This window comes from Pseudomaricurvus alkylphenolicus, assembly GCF_011683955.1.
GTDB classification, from domain to species: Bacteria; Pseudomonadota; Gammaproteobacteria; order Pseudomonadales; family Cellvibrionaceae; genus Pseudomaricurvus; species Pseudomaricurvus alkylphenolicus.
Genome location: NZ_JAAQPI010000007.1, coordinates 145354 through 169212, shown reverse-complemented (window position 1 = coordinate 169212; position 23859 = coordinate 145354). Strand labels below are relative to the sequence as shown.

The following is a 23859-nucleotide window of genomic DNA, read 5'->3' as shown; positions in this document are numbered from 1 at the left end:
ATCAGCTGAAGAGTACATCCGCGTCGATGGATTGATCGACAACTTCGCCAAAATACTCGTTTACTCTCACCCCCTCAACCGTTATGAGCGTCGTGAAGAGACTTTTTCGAGTACCAGTAGTATTTCTGAACACCTCTTTTTTCTGTTGGAGCGTTGAGGCATATTTTTTGTCGACCACGAATGGGTTCAGAGAAAACTTCATTTCACAGAGATTAATACAATCATCTCTTCGATCAATCACGAGGTCAATTTGCGCTCCTGGGTTCTCGGGAGAGGGAGAGCGATGCAGCCAGCTATAGATGTCGCTCTCTACCGATCCGATACCGAGTGCCTGTTTCAGTCGATCAACATGCTTCAAGCAAATGGTTTCAAATGCATAGCCACTCCATGACAACCATGCCGGACTGTTCTGGCGTTTGAGCCACTCCTCTTCATTCGAAATTGTTGAGTTTTCTATCCAGTGTAAATAGAACAAGGTGTATTCATCAACCAAGCGATAAAGTGCGACCTTACGATGTCCTTTGCCAGGAGCCAGCTTTTCAATAAACCCGGATTCCACGAGCTCCGAAAGCGTTGTTGTCAAGGTTCCGCCTGATTTTTGCTTTGATTTATTTTGAATATCTTGCCGAGAGAGTCCCATCCGGCTGGCGGCAAGAATTCTGACAATTTTCTCATGTCGGTGAGAGTGCTTAAACAAGGAGGCGAACAGATTCAGGAACTCATTTTTTAATAATCCTGTCTTTGAGAAGCAAGTGTTTGCGATATTCTGAGCGGCGGAAAGACCTCGTTCGACCTCTTTCAAATAGTATGGAATTCCCCCCATTGACATATAAAGCTGCAATACCTGGCGATGACTGAGATTGATTCCTCGATATTTTAAGTAGCTATGAGATTCCGTCAGTGAGAACGGTGCGAGTTGAATTCTTCGAGTCGTGCGATTGTGCAGCCCCCCCTTGTTGTTAATGATCTTTTGGATCATCCAGGAAGCGGCAGAACCGCATACAACCAAGATAATATTGGGGTACTTCACACACCAGGCGTTCCAGAAATACTCCAGATTAGAAAGGAACTGAGAGCGTGGAGAACAAAGCCATGGCAGCTCATCAAAAAACAATACATGCTTCTGTTTTTTGTCCAGTGTGTCGATAAACGAGATCAGAAGCTGAAATGCTTTTCGCCAAGACTCAGGAGCTTCAATGTTACGGTTCTGAGCCCTTCCGAGTGCGAAAGCGAAGTTCTCCAGCTGATCTGCAAGGCTTGCCTTGTACTCGCCCGTCAGCTCAAATCTCATGTGGTTTTCGTAGAAAGCACGAATCAGGTAGGTCTTGCCAACGCGACGGCGACCATAAATAGCCACAAACTCGGCCTCTCTAGAGTCCAGAGTTCGCTGTAAGACCTCCTTTTCGGCCGAGCGACCAACAATATCTGCCATTCCAATCACTTGTAGTGAGCTACATCAATTGATGTAGGCTAATCTTATAAGTAGCCAAAAACAAGTCAAAAATATATATTTTGGCTACTTATAGCTTATAATCAGCCAAAATTGCCGTTTTTATCAGATTTTGGCTGGTTATAGGGTGGTTGTTGGCGCTCACTAACATAGTTTGGCTTCGTTTACGCCAACCGCGAATCAAAGGGATGTGATCGAGCGAGCGGGTGAACTTCGATCATATCTCCAGGATAACCACTTGGGCTCCGGGAATACCATCCTCGCCCGGATACCCGAGTTGGTTACTCACAAGGCGAGTACGGCCTACCTGGTGCTCATCACTCCAGTGATTGTGCCCATAGATCCAAAGTGCGGGCTGGTAGCGCTCAATCAGTGATTCGCAGTTGGCCTGGAAATAGGTAGACATCAAGTCTTCGGGAAAGCCCGCGTGTCTTGCGACCCGCAGTGGCGGAAAGTGCGTCACTACCACGGTCTTGCCGGGTTCACAGCTTTCCAGGGTCTGTGCCAGCCATTGACGGCTTGTCTTAAACAACGCCGCAGCGTCCGCAGGTGTGAATAAGCGCCTGCCATCCTGTTTCTCAATGCGGAAGAAATCAGCAATGGCTGCACCTGCGACTTGCATCCCCGGACCAATACTGTGTTCGCCAAGAGTATCAAAGCCAGTCCAGAGGGTCGCTCCCAGAAACGTGACGCCCTGGATGGTGACGGTGTCACACTCAAGAAAATAGACGTTGTCAAAATTCGAGAAGGCGGACCGATACTGACTCAACTGGCGATCATAATCCTGGCCATAGAAATCATGGTTTCCTGCCACCCACAAGATCGACGTGTCACTCTTAATTTCGGCAACTCTCGTGACGAACTCGATAGTGCCATCGCCCATGCCGATATCGCCGGTCAGTACCAGCACGTCACACTCCGTTTCCTGAAGCATGGGTGGCAGCCATCCCTGGGGGTGAAACTCAGAGTGGATGTCAGACAGAATGGCGATGCGCAGGCCCATTTCAGTTTTCCAATTAACGGTGGAAGTGGAATACCGTTACTATATTGAGGCATTTTCCATTCACGCAAAAGAAAAACCTGCGCATCTTCACCGTTGCTCGTCGATGTGTCGAGGTTTTGTTGTCGTTAACAGCGGTGCTTTTAGGCTGGTTCGCCGGTGCAGCTCATACCATAGAAAGAGACGTCAGCAAGCTGTCATTCGAGAGTTAATTTTACGCCCTGGAATTTTGATCGTTCAAAAAAGCCGAAGTTCTGCCCTACCGCAGCTAACAGCCATGAGCGGTAGTGGCCGTACTCTCACAACTATGAATCTCTAACGGAAAAAATCTGGCCTAAAGCTGTCGTAACGGTGCAGTAATTTGAGGGACCCATTTGTCCGGTTTCAATACTTCTTCGGGCATTGATCCTACTTGAATAAATGATCACTCTTCGTTCGGGAAAACCAAAAGTGCGACTGCCAAAAGAAAAAGGGAGAGGGGTACATGCAAGCCGAACCCATTCCCCTGCAACCTAAGTAACAGATGATTTGATATCCTCTAGTGCAAATGATCAAAGTCTACATATTCTCGGTAGCGGGTGTGGTAGGGATCACTGCTAGGGTGGATTTGCCACTTTCCTTCTATTAATGATCTTAATATGTAAGTAAACGAGGGGTTGACTGCTGATATATACGATTGTATATTGCGCATACAATATTAGTCGTTGTACCGTCAAAGAACCATGCCAGCGCCAACCACCAAACCCAGAAGCCCGGATGAAAATACAGAAAAGCGCCAGCGCTTGCTAGATGTCTCCCTCAAGTTGTTTGCCGAGCGAGGTTTTGACGCGGTGGGTATGCGGGAAATTGCCGCTGAGGCGGAAGTTTCCCTGGGATTGATCCGCATTCATTTTGGCTCCAAGGATGGGTTACGACAGGAGTTGGATGCCTTTGTGCTCCGCGAACTTGCCTCCATGTACGAGGGCATTGCCGAACTCGGTGAAGCAGCAGGCCTGGAGGGGCTGGCAGACGACATAGTCGCATTTATCGAACGCGACCGAGATGTGATGTTGTACCTGCGCACTGCGTTGTTGCAAAAAAATCAGGGCAGCCTGGCGATGATGCAGGAAATTCGCGACATTACTCGTCGCTATATCGATACCTGTGAAGCGCAAGGCAATCTCCAGCCCGATGTTGATAAAGAACAAGCAGCGTTAATGATGTTCTTTGATTTATTGGGGCCGCTGATTCTCGAACCTTTTTCCCACCAATTGTATGGTGCCTCTATGTATGATGCATCCATGGTGGCGGCGCGGAATAAAATGTTGTCGCGTATGCTGACGCGCGGTTTTTTGGTCAAGTAAGCTAATAGCCCTCTATACCTCCGGGAATTTCCCAACTTATTGAAGAGTCTCCACCAGTGGGCGCACTATTGGCGCCTGCGTGTCCTGCTTTATCTGTAATTCTTCTATCCAGCCCGCTTAGTAATACCTAATTGGAATGGGTTTCAAAGTTAATCCCGTTGACACGGGATATATACAGTCGTATATTGAGAGTATATATACAATTGTATATGTTTGAAGCGATGCACTTCCCAATTGAGGAGATTTGATGATGATAACGATAAAAGAACAGGCCAGTACCAAAGGCCGCTGCCAAACAATACATGCAGCTACTGACCAAACCGTTGATAAAGTTGGATTGGCCGGGGGAGCAGTGCTGGCCATGGCAATATCTGCCTTTTCCGCCCAGGCTCTGGCAGAGGATTTAGATGATTTTGTGCTAGAGGAGATAATTGTCACTGCTGAGAAAATTGGTGCCAAGAGCATTATGGATACCTCTTTTTCGATCAGTGCCATGAACGGTGAAAAGCTGGAGGAGCAGGGTATTACCTCCGTCGCGGACGCCATTGCAATGAATCCCGGCGTGTCCAGTGTGGAAGTTGGCGGCGGCGGTAATAACGCTCTACAAATCCGTGGAGTGTCTTCCCTGTTTGGTGACTCCACCGTGGGCTATTACTTGGATGACTTGCCCTACACCCAGGTGGGACAACAGTTTGTGCCGGATACCAACCCCTACGACTTGGAACGGATTGAAGTGCTGCGTGGTCCTCAGGGCACGCTCTACGGCGCCAGCTCTCAGGGGGGCACAGTCCGTGTGCTTACCCGCGAACCTCAACATAATGAGTTCGAGTTCAAAGCCAATGCGGGTGTCTCATCCACGTCTGGTCACGGTGATAGTTGGAAAGTCCAGGCTGCGGTTAACCTGCCGTTAATCGAGGACACTCTCTCGGCTCGCCTCGTCGCTTCTCGTGTTGATGAGGATGGTTTTATCGATCTGCCCCTGACTGGCGAAGATGATTACAATGACGGTGAGGATAAAAGCTACCGTGCCAAGCTGTTGTTCACCCCGGGGGATAATTTTACCTTGAAATTGAGCGCCTGGCACAGCGAAGTGGACACGGCTATCCCCTACGGCGATGACAACTACGAGTTCTCGCCGCTCTATGTGGAATTTGATCCTCTGTCTCTACCGGCTTTGGACCCAGCTGGCGCTCGACCAGTAACAGCGGAGGACCTGAGGAGCCAGACAGAGTTCGATCTGTACAATATGACGATGGAGTATGATTTTGAAAATATCTCACTTTACAGCACCACCTCACTGATCGAGTCCGAGCAGCAGCTCGACAGTAATGTGTTGGGCAGCATGGCATTGCTGCCGGTGGAAAACCGTACCCTGAATCAGGAATTGCGCCTGGCCTCAACCGGTGACAGCGATCTCTCCTGGACGGCGGGCGTGTTCTATATGGACGCCAAGCAGGAGCAACAGCTGGCCACAGGCCTGTTATTGGCGGGTGTCCCCGATCCGGTTATGGCAGTCGCAGCTGATCAGCAAAAACGTTCACAGCAATGGGCGGTATTTGGCGAAGCGCACTACGAATTCAATGATGAGTGGAAGCTGACTTTGGGTACCCGCTATTTTGAAGATGAGCGGGAAGAGGAAGACCTGGATGCGACCACTATTTCAACCCTGGCTCTGTTTGGTATTGATGCTAAGCGCAGTGAAGAGTTTGACAAGGTCACAAGCCGAGTGAATGTGTCTTATACCCCCAACGAAGACAGCCTTTATTACCTGAATGTGGCCCAAGGTTTCCGCAGTGGGGTGGCTCAGCAGGGTATTTCACTGCTATCGGCTGCGGCCGCTAGTGTTTCGGCCCCTCAATTTTCAGATCCTGAAGATTTAATCAGTTATGAGCTGGGTACAAAACTGAGCTTTATGGACGATAAACTGCAGCTCGAGGTGGCGGTCTACTATCTGCAGTGGGATGACATAATCACGGTGCTGACTACTATTGATTCGGTGACTCTGTTGCCGATTGCCTACGCTGAAAACGTGGGCGAAGCTGAAGGCGTGGGGCTGGATCTGGGTGTTCTTTATCGAGGCATTCCAGGTTTGACTCTGCAGGTATCCGGTAACTTCAATAGCACTGAATACGGCGAAGCTCTGCCGCTGGCGAACGTCGACGACGGCGACACCGTCGTGCAAGTGCCTGAGACCACATTCTCGGCCTCAGCCGCTTATCAGTGGGCACTGAGTGATTCAGGGCTCGACGGTCGTTTCCATATGGCCTACCAGTACACAGATGGTCGCCCTGACTATACTTTAGGTGCCAGTACCGAGTCAGACTCCTTTGCGGTGCTGAATGCTCGCTTGGGTGTGGAGGCAGAGAGCTGGTCTGTTTACTTGACCGGTGAAAACCTCACAGACGAAGACGGGCAAATCAGTCTGCTGGCGTCAACAGCTCCGCTCGGAGTGCCGGCCAATCGTATGCGGCCACGCACTATTGGTTTGGAAGCGTCTTATCGCTATTAAATTCTAGCGTTTTGTAAGCGGGGCTCAGACCAGAGCCCCGTCATTCGCATCCCATCTTGGCTTGTCTAAGCGCCTTTTCTCCATAGGTGTATCAGTCCCTTTCTCCATAGGTGTATCAGTATGGATAGAATTCTACAATTTGTTTCTCCAGCCCAGGTCAATGACTTTCCCCATGTTTCCCATGGGGAAGGCGTCTACCTTTGGGACAAGCAGGGTCGCCAGTATCTGGATGGTTCCTCCGGCGCTGTCACCGCCAATATTGGCCACGGTAATGCACGGGTTCGTGAGGCCATGCTGGCCCAGTTCGACAAGGTTGTACACGCCTACGGCCGTGTCTGGGACAACGACGCCAGTGTGGCTCTCTCCGAAAGGCTATGTGGCATTGTCGACTGGGGCTATGACGCCTGCTTTTACGTCTCCGGAGGCTCTGAGGCGGTAGAGACGGCGGTTAAATTTGCCAAACAGGCAGCCTATGCCCGCGGCGAAACCTCCCGATGGAAGGTGATCAGTCGAACACCCTCCTATCACGGTGCGACTATGGGTTTGTTGGGCATTACCGGCGATCCCGACTTTGGCGGCCCTTTCGAAAAAATGTTTGTACAGATGCCCAAGGTGAGTGCGCCGCTGACTTACCGGGCGCCCGATGGTCTTTCGCCAGAAGAAAATGCCAAACGCTGTCTGGTGGAGCTGGAACAGACCATTATTGCCGAGGGAGCAGATTCGGTGCTGGCTTTTATTATGGAGCCCATTGGCGGCACCTCCTCCGGTTGTCTGATTGCACCGGATCTCTACTACAGCGGTGTTCGCCAGATCTGCGACAAGTACGGTTTGCTGCTGATTTTTGATGAAATTCTGTCCGGTTCCGGCCGCTCGGGCACCTTCCTCGCCGCCCAGCAGTGGCCTGACTGTCGCCCGGACATAGTTGCCTTGGCCAAGGGCTTAAGTGGTGGCTATGCGCCACTGGGTGGCATATTAACCAATCACGATCTGGTGCAGCCGGTGCGTGAAATGGGGGGCTTCTTCCATGGTCATACCTACGCGGGTAACCCCATGAGCTGCGCCATTGGTGTGGCAGTGCTTGATGAGATGCGGGACCAGAATCTCCTTGGCAACGCTGAGGCCATGGGGACTCAGCTGCGCAAGCGGCTGGAATGTCTAAAGGAGAGTACTGGTCTGGTAGGTGATGTTCGCGGTCGGGGCCTGGCCCTGGCGATCGAGATCGTCAGTGATCGGGAGAGCAAAGCGGTATTTTCTGAAGAATCCAACGCGCTCAATATCATCAAAAAGATCTGCATGGACAACGGTCTGATGCTGCTCTCGCGCCGCCTCTGTGGTGGGCGTTATGGTGAATGGCTGATGGTTACACCACCGTTAATTATCAATGCCGAGCAGGTCGACGAGCTGGTGAACAAACTGGAACAGTCACTGCTAATCTTTAAACAACGGCATATGTAATTGAGCGGGAGTTTGATCGAATGAGGTTGGTGGATTATTTGGACCGCGGAGCCCGATTGTTTCCGCAGCGCGATTGTCTGGTACAGGGGAAGCAGCGTTGGACATTTACGGAGGCGGAAGCGCTGACCCACCAGGTCGCGTTTGCGCTGCAGGCCAGTGGCATAAAACCCGGAGACAGGGTGGCGGTGTACAGTCCTAACCATGCCATGGCGTTTGTGGCCATGTTTGGTATCTTCCGTTACGGAGCCGTTTGGGTGCCGATCAATGCCCGCAATGCATTGGATGAGAATCTTCATTTTCTTGAGCAAACCAGCACGAGTTTTCTGTTTTACCACAGAAAATTCACCGATACTCTGCCGCAGATGGCGGAGCAGCTGCCGCAGCTAAGGCAGGTCGTTTGTCTTGATCAGATCGAACAATCCGGATCAGACCAGTTCCAGCGCTTTGTCCAGGCTGAGTTTGCTAGTTGGTTGTCTGTGAACAATGGCGACAGTGAGAAAACGCAATTTCCGTCCCGTCCAGATGACCCCGGTGAGGTGGTATTTCTGATTGCTTCCGGCGGCACCACCGGAAAACCTAAAGGTATTATCCATACCAACAGATCCATGGAAACTATGGTGGCCACCTATCTTTCGACTGTGCCGAGAAACTCGCCTACCGACAAACCGCCTGTACATTTGCTGGTGGCGCCCATGACCCACGGTGCCGGCATGACCTGTTTCCCGTTACTGTGTCAGGGGGCTACTACCGTTGTGATGGAGGAGGCTGATCCGCAAGAAGTGATGCGGATGATTGAACATCATAAGGTGACCCACCTGTTTCTGCCACCAACCGTCATCTACATGATGTTGGCTCACCCCAAGGCCAGAGACTATGATTACAGTAGCCTGGAGTATTTTCTTTATGCGGCTGCGCCCATGTCTTCAGAAAAACTGAAGCAGGCATTGGACATTTTTGGCCCGGTAATGGCGCAAACCTTTGGTCAGGCCGAAGCGCCTATGATCTGTACTTACCTTTCCCCGCAGGATCATGAGCGCGCTCTGGAGGACGGCAATCATCAGCGACTTAAATCCTGCGGTCAAGTGACCCCTTTTACTCGTCTGGAGGTTATGGATGATCAAGGCAACATTCTGGCTCAGGGGGAAAGAGGCGAATTGGTAGTACGTGGCGGCTTGGTGATGGAGGGGTATTTTGATAACCCCGAAGCTACCGCTGAAGCCAGCGAGCACGGTTGGCATCATACCGGAGATATTGGCTATATCGACGAAGAGGGTTTCGTTTACATCGTCGACCGAAAAAAAGACATGATTATCTCCGGCGGATTTAACGTTTACCCCGCCGAGGTGGAGCAAGTTATCTGGTCTCATCCTGCGGTACAGGATTGTGCGGTGATTGGCGTGCCCGATGAAAAGTGGGGCGAAGCAGTCAAAGCTGTGGTGGAGCCGGTACCTGGACAGACCGTTGATAGCGATGAAATTGTGCGTTTGTGTAAGGATAAGTTGGGCAGTGTCAAAGCACCCAAGTCGGTGGAGGTGTGGGAAACCCTGCCTCGCAGTCCGGTGGGTAAAGTACTGAAGAAAAGCATTCGCGAGCGATTTTGGCAGAGTGCTGATCGCACGATCTAACCACAAAGGCATAGGCAGGACCAGATTATGACTAGCGCAATCGTCGCCGGTGTCGGCATGAACAAGTTCGTTAAACCCGGGCAGCACCAGCCGTATCGGGTGATGGGGGCCGATGCCATCAAGGCGGCTGTCAAAGATGCGGGCATAGATCCAAAGTTAATACAACAAGCCTATGCCGGTTATATCTACGGAGATACCGGCAGCGGGCAACACGCCATGTATGAAGCGTTTCAGACCGGGATCCCGGTGTTTAACGTGAATAATGCCTGTTGCTCCGGGTCCACTGCGCTTTATCTGGCGCGCCAGGCGGTAGAGTCTGGACAGCAGCAATGCGTAATGGCCTTTGGTTTTGAAGAAATGCAACCGGGGGCGTTGAGTAGCCCCTGGACTGACCGTGAATTCGTGGGTGACCGTATTTCCCACAAAATGGACGAATGGGGTTACCCGAATTCATATTTTGCACCTCGCTGGTTTGGTGCAGCCGGTCAACAGTATATGGAAACCTTTGATGCTTCACCGGAGTTGTTTGGCAAGGTGGCGGTGAAATCCCGTACCCATGCCATGGCCAATCCCAATGCTGTGTTTCGTTCACCGCTGACGTTGGATGAAGTGATGAGCGCGCCAAAGATCTATGGCGACTATATGACACGCTTTATGGCGTGCCCACCTACCTGTGGTGCTGCCGCTGCAATCATTGTCAGCGAAGCCTTTGCCAGGAAACACGGCATCAGCAAGGGAGTCAGCATCTTGGCGCAAACTATGGCCACCGATACCGAACAGTCTTGGAGCGATGCCATGAATGCCACCGGAAAAGAAATGGTGCGCCGTGCAGCGAAACAGACTTATGAGCAAACCGGGCTTGGACCGGAGGATGTGGATGTGATTGAACTGCACGATTGCTTTACTCCGAATGAGGTGCTCAGCTATGAAAACCTGGGCCTCTGCGACGATGGTGGTGCCACCCAGTTAGTAGAGGATGGTAATAACACCTATGGCGGAAAATGGGTGGTAAATCCATCGGGGGGGCTCATGTCAAAAGGGCACCCGATTGGCGCCACCGGTTTGGCTCAGTGTGCAGAGCTGGTATGGCAACTTCGTGGCGATGCAGGTCAGCGCCAGGTGCCTGGTGCCCGTGTGGCGTTGCAGCACAATATTGGCCTTGTTGCGGGTGCGGTAGTTACCCTGTATGGAATTTAAAGGTGTGGAGCACCTGGTGCTCCATTTTTCGAATTGTCTTAGCCGCGCATAGTGCCGGTGATGGGAGGAGAATAAACGGTGATATACCCTGAAAGCAGAAAAGAAGCGAGTCAAAAATCCATCGGCGGAGTTGAATGGAGCGATGACTATGCTTGGCTACAGCAAGAATCCGAAGAGACACTTGCGTGGCAACAAACTCAACACGACTTTGCTGGTACTGTTCTTAACCGCGGTCCGGAGTTTGAATTTGTCCACCAAAATTTGGACGCTACAGGTGGCAAATCGAGCAGGGTGTTTGCGCCGGTTCGCTGTCGGGGTGGCAAATGGTTCTCACTCGAAAAGACTAACGAAGGCGATACGCTCTATATTTCTGAGAAGAAACAAGGGCAGGGGCGGGTCCTGCTGGATCCGACATTGCTCTGTGCGATGTTGTCCGTGGCAGTGGCACCGCGTATTGCTATTTTTGAACCTTCACCGAATGGCGCCATCTTGGGCTTTGCCGTTGACGATGGTAGCGGTCGCAATGGCACCTGGTATTTTCTCGATGTGGAAACCGGTCAATTGTTGGATAGCAGTTATTCAGCAGACTTTATGTTTGAGCTGCCCATATGGTTTTCCGATTCCAGTGGTTTTTACCAGCCAACTCGTACCGCAGAAGGACTGCACGCTTTTGAACCTCGCGCTATCAATGCTGATAATCCTGGCGTGACAGCCAATGCGCTTCCTTTTTCTTTAACAACCAAGGAGCTGGATGCGAACCTCAATAAGTTGGGACAACTTTCACCAAGTGGTCGCTACTTGCTGGTATCCAGTTTTACACCTGCCCCTCGAAAACCTTATTGGATATTTGATACACATAGTGGAGATAAGCGCCCGTTCCTGCCAGACAGTTATCTGGATGTTTGTTACGGCGAGTGGGCGGACGATGATCACTTTATTGCGCTAAGCTTTGAAGGGACAGAGCGAGGCAGGATTGTTGAGATCCCCGCAGCAACCAGTACAGACCCGTCGAGCTGGCGAGAGCTTGTGGCTGAATCCACCAATGTCTTGCGAGCGGTAACGGTTTGTAAGAATCGTCTGTTTGTCTGTCTGTTGGAGGATGCCTCTCAGGTTTATCAACTCTATTCTCGCGATGGAGAGCGAATGGCCCGTGTGCCTTCAGCACCTTTTGCGTCATCGATTGTATCGTCTGTCTGGCGTCACATTTATCTGAATGACGAATTTATCTTTCAGCAAGAAACCTTTGATAGGTCGTCAGCGTCTTATCATTATGATGAATCGACACAAACAACAACTGTTGTCGGCCCTGAACCACGGTGCTTGTCAGATATTTCGATCGAACAGCTTTTTGCAAAAGCGGACGATGATGTGGACATTCCTTACTTTGTGGTGCGCAAAAAATCAGCCCATTCGGGATCGCCCGCTCCGGCATTAACCCATGTCTATGGTGGTGGAAATATTGCTTGGTTGCCTACTTTTTTGTGGCAGTACCAGCCCTTTATTGAGGCCGGCGGTGTTTATATTCACCCCGTTCTCAGAGGCGGCGGTGAATACGGAAATCTTTGGGCCGCGCAGGGCAACAGAGAAAATAAGCAACGCTGCTTTGAAGATCTATACGTGATGGCCGAACACGCTATTAAGACCGGCATTACCACACCACAACAATTGGCCCTGTCGGGCGAAAGTAACGGCGGCATGACTTCCAGTGCCGCCATGACTCAGCGGCCCGATCTATGGGCGGCCGTGGTTCCTCGATTCCCGGTATTGGACGCGCTGGAACCCTTCCCATTTGGACTGGATGTGGGTGCATTTGCGGCTTTTGTACCGGCACTGTACGGAGATGCCAACGAAGCTGAATTTGCGGAAATTATTGCCAGCTATTCGCCATACCAGAACGTTAAGGACGGCATTCAATACCCCGCCATATTTTTGATGTTGGGTTTGCAAGATCCCCTGTGTATGCCCAGTAACGGCCGTCGTATCGTGGCAAAACTGCAAGCGGCGGGTTCTTCGGTCGCGTCTGACAAGCCAGCAATTGCCCGTTTTTACGACAATACAGGTCACGATTTCTCTGACGATGAAAGCCTGGCCAAGCAGCAAATCGCCGAATACCTGGCATTCGTAATGAAAAACACTCAACTGGAGATTAAGTAATGGGGAATAGTCGCTTAGAATTGGATGATCTCTATCGCTTGAATCGCCTGCAGGATGCTAAGTTCTCTCCCTGTGGCAGGCTCGTGGTCTACGTGGTAGCGATGACGGAGAATGACAGCGATCTTTATTCGATTCGCCTTGTCAACAGAGACAGTCAGGAAGAAAGGATCTTGATTGCCGACCTTCCTATGGTCGTAGGTATCGCTTGGTCCCCCGATGGAAAAAAGCTGACTTATATGGGCAAAGCAGATAAGGCCACTCAGGTTTTTGTGTTTGATCTGGAAACCGCTACCAACCGAGCGATGACGGACTTGAAGTACGGGGTGGGCGGCGCGCCGGTATGGTCGCCGGATGGCCGTTATCTGGCTTTCTCTGCTGTGGACCCTGAGAAAATGCCAGACGACTCTATGGAACCTCTGAGAACGACACGAATGCATTACCTGTTTGATGGCATGGGTTTTCTTGATCGTGTCGCGAAGGACATTTGTGTGCTTCCCGCAGAAGGAGGAGAAATACAAAAGCTGACCTCTGATGACAGTAATAACGTCAATCCATGCTGGTCACCTGATAGTCAGAGTGTACTCTTTACGGCTCAATTTTCTGAGAACAATCCACGTGCGGTAACAACTACCTATTCCGTTAACCTTAACGGTGAAGTTACCGAGCTGTTCCGTGATACTTCCATATCCAGTGTTTTCTGGGTGCCGCCGGTGAGATGGAACGCGGATGGCAGCAAGGCATTCTTTGCCGCTATGCCGGCTGACAAGGTAGCGGGTAGTCAATTCAATCTGTACGCCATTAGTGGTGCCGGGGGCGAGGTCCAATGCTGCAGTGAGTCGATCGATTTGCCGGTAAGTCCGGTTATTGTGACGGACTTCCCGAGTGGGGTTATGCCGACCAGTACACCCCGAGCGGATATTTCACCTCACTCGGCGTTAATCACCGTGGAGAAGGAAGGTGCCACGTTAATTTGTCGCTTGTCCCTCGATGGGGAAGAAAAGTTGGAGCCTTTGATCGATCCCGGCTGTTGTGTTTACTTACTGGATGTACACCAGCAAGGGCTGCTTTTTGCCAAGACCGATTTCAATCAGCCGCCAGAGCTCTTTATCAGTGATCTGCAGGGGCAGAATATCAAACAGCTTTCAATGTTAAACCCGGAACTCAGTGAGCGATTTGACCTGCCTGTAATTGAGGAATTGCGTTTTCCGAGTGCTGACGGTACCTCTGTGCAAGGTTGGGTCATGCGCCCGGCGCAGATTGACGAGCCGCTGCCCACGGTACTTTGCATTCACGGCGGCCCTTTTGCGGCCTGGGGTCACACCTTTAGCGCTGAATTCCATAGCTTGTACGGCCAAGGTTACGCCGTTGCGATAATCAATCCCCGAGGCTCTACGGGATACGGAGATGAATTTGGTACCGGCAATCAAAACTGTTGGGGCGAGCCTGAGTTTGACGATTTTATGGCCGGACTTGACTTACTCCAACATAAAGGCGTTGCGGATCCTGAAAGATTAGGTGTATGCGGGATTTCCGGAGGTGGGCATTTGAGCGCCTGGTTGACCTGTCACACGGATCGTTTTGTGGCATCCGTACCAGAACAGGGGGTCTACAACATGATTACCCAGTATCTGGTTGCCGATGGCGGCCCGGATCTGGTGGGGGCCATTTTCAATACAACGCCAACTGAAGGTTTCGAAACCCTGTGGAAATACTCACCGGTTGCCCACGGCCACAAAATCAAAACCCCCACCTTGCTAATTCAAGGAGAAGAGGATTTACGCTGCCCTATGGAGCAAGCTGAACAGCTTTATCGTGTCATGAAAGAGGCTGGTTGTAAGGTGGAGTTTATGCGAATGAAGGGCTTTCACGGGGCTACTAAAGTTGGCCATCCAAAGCTGCGTCGCCAACAGGACGAAGCTCAGTTGGACTGGTTTGCACGTTATCTGAAATAAGGGATATATAAAATGAAGGTCTACGACAAAGTGTTAGCGGGCGTTGAGTGTTTCCAGTTGCAAAGTGGTTTTGATAAAAACTGTGACATGAATTTTGAAATTACTGTCGGATTGCCCCCTTCATATGCTAGCCAGGAAGGCAAAACGTACCCTGTAATGATTGTCTTGGATGGGGGCGTAGCTTTCTCCACTGCCTTTGATTCGTTCCGTGCGCAAAGCGGTACTGGCAGCGCCGAGGAAGTGATCGTGGTCGGAGTTGATACTCCGCCGGAAGAGGGTAATGCCATGCGCGGCCTCAAACGACTGCGTTATCTAACCCCAGGCTGTCCCCACAATGGCCCAAATATCCAGCCAATTCTTAAAATGTATAAAGAGGCCATCGACCAATTGGGTTGGGGCTTTGATGATATCTTTGGGGGAGCTGACAGCTTCTTAACCTTTATCGAAAAGAGCCTGATACCTGCCTTGTCTGATCGGTATAGCATAAACCAGGAAGATATAGGTCTGTTCGGTCATTCGGCCGCCGCAGCCTTTGCCGTCTACGCTCTCCTGGAAAATAGTCCCGTATTTTCACGCTATGCCATTGGTACCTTTGGTACCGAATGGTGGGACGACATTGATGCAGCAGAAAAGACCTTTATCGAAAATCGACAGTCGAAAACCGATGTTGCGGTTAAAAAGGTGTATCACGCTGTCGGGGGTGCTGAGCTTGAAGAACCTGCGTTTGCCGGTGCGGGTATTGGCCTGCCAATGGTTGATCGCTTGAGGGATTTAGATCTGCCGGGTATCCATATTAGCACTCAAGTGTTTGATGGCGAGGACCACGCCTCGGTCATTCCCCATGTGATTGCCACCGGAATCAGAAAACTCTACGGCACCGGCCTGGGTTTTGCTGAAGGCCTGAATGCTCGTATGGATAACGCTGAAGAAGCGAGTCTCTAAAAACTGAGTTAACCTTAAAGAAGGTAAGAAATGAGCCAACCTAAAATATTGAAAAATGCCGTGATCTTTGACGGCTTTAATGAAGAGTTGATCGATGGCGGTTGTGTTGTCATCGAAGGTGATCGCATTCGCGAAGTGAATGATAAAGCAGTCAGTATCGACGGTGCCGAGGTGATCGATCTGAACGGCAAGTTTCTGATGCCGGGATTATTGGACCTGCATTTTCACGCCTATTCCATCAGCTTTAATATGGCCAAGCTCGACAGCATGCCCAAGCCGCTGAAAGTCAGTCATTCGATCAAGCTACTCGAAGGTGCCTTGCAGCGTGGCTTTACTACGGTCAGGGATCCGGGTGGCGGTGATGTGGGGCTGCGTTTGGCAACGGAAGCAGGGTTGATCAACGGTCCGCGTTTTCTTTACGGTGGCCAGGCGCTTTCGCAAACCGGCGGTCATGGGGATATGCGTCGTCACGATGAGGAAGAGATGGCCTGTGGTTGTGCCTATTCCGGCACTATCTGCCAGGTGGTCGATGGTGTTGATGATGTGCGCAAGCTGGTGCGCAATGAACTGCGTAAAGGCGCCGACCATATCAAGATGTTTATCTCCGGTGGTGTAGCATCACCCACAGACCCCATCTGGATGCCGCAGTTTACCGACGAAGAAATTCAGGCAGCGGTTTACGAGTGTGAAACCCGCCGCAAGTATGTGGTGGTGCACTGTCACACCGACGAAGGTGCCAGACGCAGCATCAAAAATGGCGTACGCTCCATTGATCACGCCACAGAAATACTTCCAGATACCGCCGAGATGCTGGCGGCTACGGAAAAAACGTTCGCTGTGCCCACCTTGGGTGTGATGCGCCAGATTCTGGACTATGGCCCGGAGTTGGGCATGTATCCTGAAAGCCTGGAAAAGATAAAACCCCTGTGGGATCAGGTGCTCACCTCCGTTGAAAATATGCACCGGGCTGGTGCTAAAATGGGCATGGGTACCGATCTGTTTGGTCCTGAGTATCACCCGCTACAGAGCAATGAATTTGAGTACCGTTCGGAAGTGCAGCCGGCCATCGATATTTTGCGCTCTGCGACTTCTGTCAATGCTGAAATCGTGCAAATGAAAGGGGAAGTTGGTGAAATCAGTGCTGGTGCTTTTGCAGACATGATCGTTCTCGATGGCAATCCGCTTGCAGATTTAACCCTATTCCAAAAGCCGGAAAAAATGCCACTGATTATGAAAGAGGGCAGATTGATCCGCAATGAGCTTAGGTAATTCGCTTTAGTACAAGAATTTTCAGCTTAGTGATGCAGTTAAGGGTCTGAATGTCAGTCTAGTTTCGCTAATCGGGGTTAGATAAGGTCGATAGACTCGATCTCCTGGCTGATTTTAGATTCGTTTACATTCATATTCCTAGTGTTGAAGCCACAGTAGAAATGGAGATTTTTCCTTCAGGTAACTTGATCGATATATAGCAATGGATTGTGAATTTCTATTTCACCCCGTTAAAGCTTGTGTAGCACCATCTTTTAGTCTCAAAAGAAGATTCGGCGCAATGGAACTGTGCCGCCGCTCAAGGGGATGAGTTGAGGTGAGGATGGCTTTCTGTGATAGATCATGTGGATCATGAATCCTCTCGAATGATCGAAAATTTTTGTTGTTGTGTATGACTGCTTACTGGTTGTTACCTGTCTTTTCTCGGAGAGACTGCGTTTTGGCATACAGTTGTCCCTCGTAAACCAATGGACGAACGGAGTTTTAGGATAAACGAAAGACAGGAATGGGTAGACACCGGTATTACCCTTTTTCATATTTACCGTTTTGAACTGTCCGCTTTGGAGAGGCATCCTATTCATTACAGTCAGCTTTTAATGACGTTGCTGTTACGTGTGATGATCTTGGTAATACGCGTACAGGAAAGCTCTTCCGGATAATATCCATTCTGGATGGAGCTGCCATATCGGGGGCCGTCAAGAATTTCCTAATACCAATTTTGATTGCAGAGACCGTGAAGAAGATAGCCTAATTCAGCCATGCATTGACCCGCCAAAGGGGGACGATTACGTGAATCTACTTTACCCGTCTAAGAACTTCTAAAAAATTATCCGTTTATATCATCAACCAATAATAATCTATCTGAACCATTTTCGCCCAGGGGCTTTGCAGAATAGTGGTCTCCTGATTTTTCCACCAGCTCCAATCGCTCCAATTTTTGCAGAGCGTCGTCTACCTCAAAGTCCAAATTGCATTCCCACTTTAGGGAAAACCAATCTTCAATAACCTTGTCGAGCTGCGCCAGGCTAAGCGGATTTTCTGATATCGAAAGGAAATAGTAGGCCAGTATCGCTTCTTTACACTCCTCTTCCTCGGCTGCGTCAATGAGGCGATGGAAGACGCCTGCGTTATTGTCCAGTGACTTGAAATAGAGGTTTTCAGTCAACGCTTGTGTAAAACGCAGCTTCCGGTTTTTGAAGCTGGAGAACTGCTTCCACAAATAGGCGCCGAGTGTGCCCAGCCCAGCCGCCAGCGCAATCAATGTGCTCTTGTCCAGCTCAACACTTTGCTGGTGCAGGCCCAGCCAATAACCTATCAAAGAGCCTATCAAAATCAAGGTTGTTCCAAGCTTGGTCGTAATGACGAAACCGCCGCTGATCGCAGCCGGAACTCCGATCATCAGCTTATCGATCAAGCGCATGCCGATCCGCGTATTCGGGAAGAGCATTTCCAGGTCCGCCTTGGGTACATTCTGGAATAGCTTTAACAGTGTCGCACCGGGGCGATAATTTGAGGAAACGTGACTAGATTTGTCCAGGTTGTTTTTAAAACGGATAAAAATGACGACGCGGTCATAATTGGTAAAGTGGACCTTTTTCTTGTACAAGCCCCATAAATTGCTCAGAGTTTCCTCACGCTCTGAAGCCCCCCGACAAAATAACAACACCTCTTCAAAGGGCGAGAAGTCCACCTTCAGTTGGATGTTGAACAGCGATGACTCCTCAAATGCCATCTGCAGGTCCTGTTCGGACAGTTGTACGAAGTTGGCTTTCCTTAATAGCGCTCTCAATAAGACGGAGAACTCTTGTGTTTGCTCGTCTTGCAGCGCTGAAGGGAGCCGACGGGTGTCGGCATCGGGGTTGTGCGGCGCGTAGCTGTCTTTCAGGTCTTCCAGTGTTTGGTGGAATTCGCGATGGAAGTGTTCCTGAATGCGTTGAGCCAATTCACGAAATTGCCGCTGTTGTTCATCGTCGAGTGGCGATTTATGCAGGCACATCTCGATGATGTCGCGCTTTCGGAAGGGGATAAAATGGGTGCGATTGCTCATAGATGCTTCAGGAGGATCCAGTTCTTGGCCAGGCCGTAATGATAGCGCGAATGCGCTCAAGAGGGGATAGGTTTGGCTACTGAGACTGGTAGGAACTTTGAGTTGCGGTCCTGGAGCCAAACTCTTACTCTTTTAAGGACAATTTTGGAGAATAGCTCCGATAAACACAGGCGGAAAGGCAGATGATCAGAAGAGCTCGCGGAATATATGAAGGAAGAAACAAATCTTCCGCCTACAAGGATCTGGTCTGGACGGTGGCAACCAGTTCAGATACTACCTTGGATATAGAAGGCCAAACAAAAATGACCTTGGACACGATTCAGGATAACCTTATTGAGCTAGGCTCAGATAAATCACGGATTTTGTCGGCTCAGGTCTATATCGCTGATATGAACGATAAGCCAATCATGGATGGCGTGTGGAAGAGGTGGATTGGCGATAACCCGGAGAATTGGCCGCAGAGGGCATGTTTGGGGGTATTTCTGGAAGGTAACGTTCTTATTGAGGTTACCGTTACGGCCGTTGCACAAAGTCTCTGAAGTCTGGTGGTAATGGCGTTGTATTGTTGGGAATCGAGGCTTAGATGAAAACATTTATGCTGACATCGCTCGCGCTATTTGCCTTTGCGGGTAATTCGGTGCTGTGTAGGCTGGCGCTGGGAGAAAATACCATCGACGCGGCGAGTTTCACGATAATCCGGCTGTTGTCCGGCATCGTCGTCTTGGCGATCATTCTGAAAATCGGATCGACTAATGATGCTAGCGCCGGCAGAGGAAGCTGGAAGGCGTCTTTCTATTTATTCCTCTATGCCGTTACCTTTTCATTCGCTTATATATCTCTGGATACAGCGACTGGTGCCTTAATTCTGTTTGGTTCTGTTCAGGCCGCTATGATCCTCGTGGGTCTGCTAACGGGCAATAAATTACATTACTTGGAATGGTTAGGCGTATTTCTGGCGTTCTCCGGGTTTGTCTATCTGGTCTTACCGGGCTTGACGACCCCGTCGCTTACCGGGTTTATTCTTATGACCATTGCCGGTATTGCCTGGGCCTTTTATACCCTGTCGGGAAAGGAATCCAAGAACCCGTTGAGTGATACGACCTATAATTTCCTACGCACACTTCCTTGTATCTTGATTCTGCTTGCGGTTGCCTTTTCGTACGTTTCCCTGTCACCTGAGGGGATTTTTCTGGCGGTACTGTCTGGCGGGATAACGTCCGGAATCGGTTATGCGATTTGGTATACCGCATTGGGAGGCCTTAGCGGAATTCAGGCGGCCGTCGTACAATTACTGGTTCCGGTCATTGCAGCGGCAGGCGGTGTGGTATTCTCCGGCGAGGTTATCTCTTACCACCTGGTTCTGTCTTCTATGATGATCCTTGGTGGAATATTGGTTGTCATTTTGGCCAGGCATAGACGTTAGAGGCCGGCGGTACCGGCCTGTTTTGAAGATTGATATTTACTTTCGCAGCGCTTTCTTGTCGATCTTTCCTACAGCAGTCAATGGAATCTGGTCTATGAAGTACACCTCTTTAGGTACCTTGTAGGGCGCCAGATGTACCTTACAGTAGTCCAGAATTTCCTTTTTGAGAGTGTCTTCCTCGGCGGATTTATATTTACGACTGCGTTGCACGTAGAGGGTAACAATCTCATTGCCCGGCCTTTTAGGGGCTGTTTTTCCGACCACAGCCGACAACTCAATCATGGCTAATGATTGCAGTTTGTCTTCAATTTCCACTGAAAACACTTTGTAGCCGCCCACAATCAGCATGTCTTTCGCACGGTCACACAGGTACAGGTACCCTTCTTCGTCCAGATATCCGATGTCGCCAGTTCGAAGCCAGGTTTTGCCGTCGATTTCTTGCAACACATTTTGTGTTTCCACGGGCAGATTGAGATACCCCTTCATAACCTGGGGGCCACAGGTTATGATCTCTCCGGATTCGCCAATAGGGACCGGGCGTTTGCTGTGCTCGGTATCAATAATACGGACTTCTGCACCGGGAACGGGGATTCCCAAAGCCCCGTTCTTGTAGCGTTTGGGTGGGTGCACTACGTAAGCGGGACTGCTTTCCGTCATGCCAAACAGGTCGGAGAGCTTGTGTTCGCCAAATGCATCAATCAGATCCTTTCGTGTCTGTTCAGGCAGGGGGGCAGCGCCGGTATGGGCAACCCTCAGACGGCTGAAGTCTATATCACGGAATCCGGGTGTTTGCAGCAGCATGTCGTATAACGCGGGCACCGCTGCGATCACGGTCGGATTTGCGGCTTTCATTTGTGCACAGAAAAAGGCGGTATCCCTTGGGTCCGGGATGAGTAATAGCTGGGCCGCTGCTCTCGCGCTGTAAAGCACCATCGCCAGTCCGGCAACATGAAACATAGGGAAGGCTGAAGCAACAACCTCTTCACCAATGGCCCAGGGAGCGGCGGAAGCCACTTGTGCCGGGTTATGCATCAAACTGCGGACAGACAGCTGTGTACCTTTGGGGTGTCCGGTGGTTCCGCCAGTGTACTGAATCATAAAAGTGTCGTTCCAATGCATCAGTACTTGTGCAAACTCACTCGATTGCTCCCAGGTGATCTCCAAGTAGCCGCAGGTGTCTATGCCGCGTAGCGCAGGAATTTCAATGTCTTTACCAAGAACCAAATCGGTTGTGGAGCACACGACCAGGGTATTCAGGCAATCCGGCAATGTCTCAATGCCGTTGAATACCGCCATAAATTCATTGAGCGTCAGAATGACCTGGATTTCCGCATCCTTAATTTGGAACTCAATTTCTGACGGCGTGAGCAAAGGGGATATTCCGCAACCAATACAACCCAACTTGCTGATAGCGGCCAGAGCAATGGGGTATTGTGGAATATTTGGCAGATGAATGCCGACCACATCACCTTTCTTGAGGCCTCTTGCTGCCAGGGCATTGGCCAGTTGGTTTGCGTAGCGTTCATACTCCGAATAGTTGATGTTAGTGCCCGCGAAAGAAAGCGCTATTGCGCTTCCCCGTTCCCTGGCGTGGTCGGCTATTTGTTGGCCCAGTGTCCGATCGTCAAATGGTGGTATCGCTATGCCCAGCTGTTCGTACAATTTCAGATGCGGAAGTTCGGATGAAAGCGTCATTATTTCTGGCTCACTGTCTTGAGTGACTTTGTGGGCGTATTGGAACCGGACGTGTCGGTTCGAAACTGCACTCTGGCTACTTTTGCGGTTCCCGAGTAAGCTATCCAGATGGTGGGTATTTCGGTGGAGTCGTCAACGCTGAGATGCCTGCATTCTGACCCTACTGATGGTAGAGGGTATTCAGTAAACTCTTCAGTGAACGGGTCAAACTTGGTCAGGCGGTCGCCGTTGTGTTGGCATACCCACACCATTTGGTTTCTGTCGACCTGTACGTCATAGGGGTGCGAGTAGCGCGCCGGAACGGGGTAGATTTTTACCTCGTGGGTACGAATGTCCACTCGTGCCAACTCTCCTGACCAGTAAAGAGCTATCCAAATGTAGTCACCCTTCGGATCGCCGCCGCCTCTGCGAGGCCCTCGAATGTAAAGCGGAGCGGCATTTCCGTCGGCTCCATTGGGGTTGGCCTGTTTGCCTATGTCTATATCCTTCTTGCTGACCCCTTCAAGCGGAGGTAGCCTGACTTCGTCAATTTCACCGGTTTTTCCATCGACAACCATTAAGCGGTCGTTGCCTAAATTAAACATCCACAAATTATCCAGTGAGTCAACTGCTACTCCATAGGGTTTACCTCCCAATGTAGGAGCTACATAATCTGTATACTTTCCCGTTTCAGGATTTAATTTAACAATCCCTCCCTTGACCGACATGGTGAATACATTACCCTTTGAGTCAATTTCGATGTGTCCTCCGGCAGGGAGGCCTTCAGGTTTGGGGTAGGTTACAAACTCTTCGGTCTCTGTATCGAGTTTGATTATCGTCCCGTCAGAATAGTTATTTGCCCATATACCGCCCCTAGGGTCATTGATAACAGCATGCGTTCTACTTGAAAGTCCATTTTTATAAGGCAAGGCAAAATTCGTTACCTCACCGGTTTCGGGGTTCAATCGACCGACAGTTCGGTCGGGGTAAACATTGTCCGAGAAGTAGGCAAACCCGTCGCCGCCTGGAACAACATCATGCAAACTCTCACCTCCTCGACCGGGTGCCCCAAGAGACCAATCACTTCCATCGGGTACTTGAACAAAGCCGGGATCATCTCCCTTGGGGATGTCATACTCGGTAACTACAATGTCATTTGCTTCCCCAGTCGTTCGAGGGAATCGGGTATAATTCATAAGGTCATTGTCACCTCTCACCAGACCCAGGTAATTGGAAATATCCGCTTTATAAGCCTGCATCAATGCACGGTTATTTGCACCTGGGTGGGTCATAAGATTGACCATGGAGTCAATTATGATATTCCATCCCTCTTCGTCAAGCCGCTTAGAGAGCAAGTAGTTCCCAGTGTGGCAAGTGGTGCAGGTGTTATGCACAATATGTTTTCTGCGAGCATCTTCCTCGGTGTTGTCCGGAAGGCTCTCCACCCACTCCGCACCGGTCAACTGCATGGAGAAATTATCGGTGCTCTTTAATGTAAAGTTGTTTTCCGACGCTTGTCCCCTCGAATAGTTGAACTGTGTCGTTACTTTTTTGTATCCGACGGCTTGCGCCCAGACCTTGTAGTTGCCGCTGTTAAGTTCGGGGAAGTAATAGTGGCCATTGGCATCTGTGAAGACAGAAGTCCTGAAGGAGGAAGACTCTGCTTTTGCTGTAACCGCAACGCCCTCCATGACGTCTCCAGTGGCAGACTTAATTGTGCCGGTAATGCTCCCTTTCAAAGCGTCCGGCGACGCTGACGCCATAGTGACGACACCAGACAGTCCGGCACTCAACAATAGAGGGGCGACTGCGTGAGATA

Annotated in this window: 16 protein-coding genes; 11 read left to right on the top strand and 5 right to left on the bottom strand. The window is 50.4% G+C overall.

The window, feature by feature from the left end:
- Position 1: 1 nt before the first annotated feature.
- Together HBA55_RS18505 and HBA55_RS18500 are read right to left on the bottom strand one after the other, a co-directional pair.
- Positions 2-1432, bottom strand: a complete 1431-nt coding sequence (locus tag HBA55_RS18505; protein WP_166994491.1) for an AAA family ATPase — start codon at positions 1430-1432, stop codon at positions 2-4.
- Between the two features lie 235 nt (positions 1433-1667).
- Complete coding sequence (locus HBA55_RS18500; RefSeq protein ID WP_166994489.1) at positions 1668-2453, bottom strand: metallophosphoesterase; 786 nt, start codon at positions 2451-2453, stop codon at positions 1668-1670.
- A gap of 719 nt (positions 2454-3172) precedes the next feature.
- On the opposite strand from HBA55_RS18500, the gene HBA55_RS18495 reads away from it, so the two are divergent.
- The 9 genes from HBA55_RS18495 (at position 3173) to HBA55_RS18455 (ending at position 16896) form a co-directional block, all read left to right on the top strand.
- Positions 3173-3793 (top strand): TetR/AcrR family transcriptional regulator, encoded by a 621-nt coding sequence (locus HBA55_RS18495; RefSeq protein ID WP_166994487.1) that lies wholly within the window; start codon positions 3173-3175, stop codon positions 3791-3793.
- A 247-nt stretch (positions 3794-4040) separates the two neighbouring features.
- Entirely contained in the window at positions 4041-6302 is a 2262-nt protein-coding gene (locus HBA55_RS18490) for a TonB-dependent receptor (RefSeq protein WP_166994485.1), read from the top strand.
- Between the two features lie 120 nt (positions 6303-6422).
- On the top strand, positions 6423-7757 hold the full coding sequence (locus tag HBA55_RS18485; RefSeq protein ID WP_166994483.1) for an aminotransferase family protein: 1335 nt from the start codon (positions 6423-6425) through the stop codon (positions 7755-7757).
- Positions 7758-7777: 20 nt separating this feature from the next.
- Positions 7778-9382 (top strand): acyl-CoA synthetase, encoded by a 1605-nt coding sequence (locus HBA55_RS18480; RefSeq protein WP_166994481.1) that lies wholly within the window; start codon positions 7778-7780, stop codon positions 9380-9382.
- Positions 9383-9409: 27 nt separating this feature from the next.
- A complete protein-coding gene (locus HBA55_RS18475) occupies positions 9410-10579 on the top strand; it encodes a thiolase C-terminal domain-containing protein (RefSeq protein WP_206019867.1) in 1170 nt (389 codons plus the stop codon).
- 78 nt (positions 10580-10657) lie between these two features.
- Entirely contained in the window at positions 10658-12733 is a 2076-nt protein-coding gene (locus tag HBA55_RS38045) for a prolyl oligopeptidase family serine peptidase (RefSeq protein ID WP_166994479.1), read from the top strand.
- Positions 12733-14685: a S9 family peptidase gene (locus tag HBA55_RS18465; RefSeq protein WP_166994477.1), complete on the top strand. Its 1953-nt coding sequence runs from the start codon at positions 12733-12735 to the stop codon at positions 14683-14685. The genes HBA55_RS38045 and HBA55_RS18465 overlap by 1 nt, the downstream gene beginning before the upstream one ends.
- 57 nt (positions 14686-14742) lie before the next feature.
- Positions 14743-15627, top strand: a complete 885-nt coding sequence (locus HBA55_RS18460) for an alpha/beta hydrolase (RefSeq protein ID WP_166994475.1) — start codon at positions 14743-14745, stop codon at positions 15625-15627.
- Positions 15628-15657: 30 nt separating this feature from the next.
- Positions 15658-16896: a metal-dependent hydrolase family protein gene (locus HBA55_RS18455; protein ID WP_166994472.1), complete on the top strand. Its 1239-nt coding sequence runs from the start codon at positions 15658-15660 to the stop codon at positions 16894-16896.
- An 826-nt stretch (positions 16897-17722) separates the two neighbouring features.
- On the opposite strand, the gene HBA55_RS18450 is transcribed toward HBA55_RS18455, so the two are convergent.
- Positions 17723-18943, bottom strand: a complete 1221-nt coding sequence (locus HBA55_RS18450; RefSeq protein ID WP_240946165.1) for a TMEM143 family protein — start codon at positions 18941-18943, stop codon at positions 17723-17725.
- 182 nt (positions 18944-19125) lie between these two features.
- Here HBA55_RS18450 and HBA55_RS18445 point away from each other — a divergent pair, with 182 nt between their 5' ends.
- Together HBA55_RS18445 and HBA55_RS18440 are read left to right on the top strand one after the other, a co-directional pair.
- Entirely contained in the window at positions 19126-19482 is a 357-nt protein-coding gene (locus HBA55_RS18445) for a RidA family protein (RefSeq protein WP_166994470.1), read from the top strand.
- 44 nt (positions 19483-19526) lie between these two features.
- The gene (locus HBA55_RS18440) at positions 19527-20366 is read left to right on the top strand and encodes a DMT family transporter (RefSeq protein WP_166994468.1); all 840 of its coding nucleotides are present in this window, start codon (positions 19527-19529) and stop codon (positions 20364-20366) included.
- A gap of 36 nt (positions 20367-20402) precedes the next feature.
- On the opposite strand, the gene HBA55_RS18435 is transcribed toward HBA55_RS18440, so the two are convergent.
- Together HBA55_RS18435 and HBA55_RS18430 are read right to left on the bottom strand one after the other, a co-directional pair.
- Positions 20403-22061, bottom strand: coding sequence for a class I adenylate-forming enzyme family protein (locus tag HBA55_RS18435; RefSeq protein WP_166994466.1), 1659 nt, complete (start codon positions 22059-22061; stop codon positions 20403-20405).
- On the bottom strand, positions 22061-23803 hold the full coding sequence (locus tag HBA55_RS18430; RefSeq protein ID WP_277345648.1) for a carboxypeptidase regulatory-like domain-containing protein: 1743 nt from the start codon (positions 23801-23803) through the stop codon (positions 22061-22063). The genes HBA55_RS18435 and HBA55_RS18430 overlap by 1 nt, the downstream gene beginning before the upstream one ends.
- Between the last annotated feature and the right edge of the window lie 56 nt (positions 23804-23859).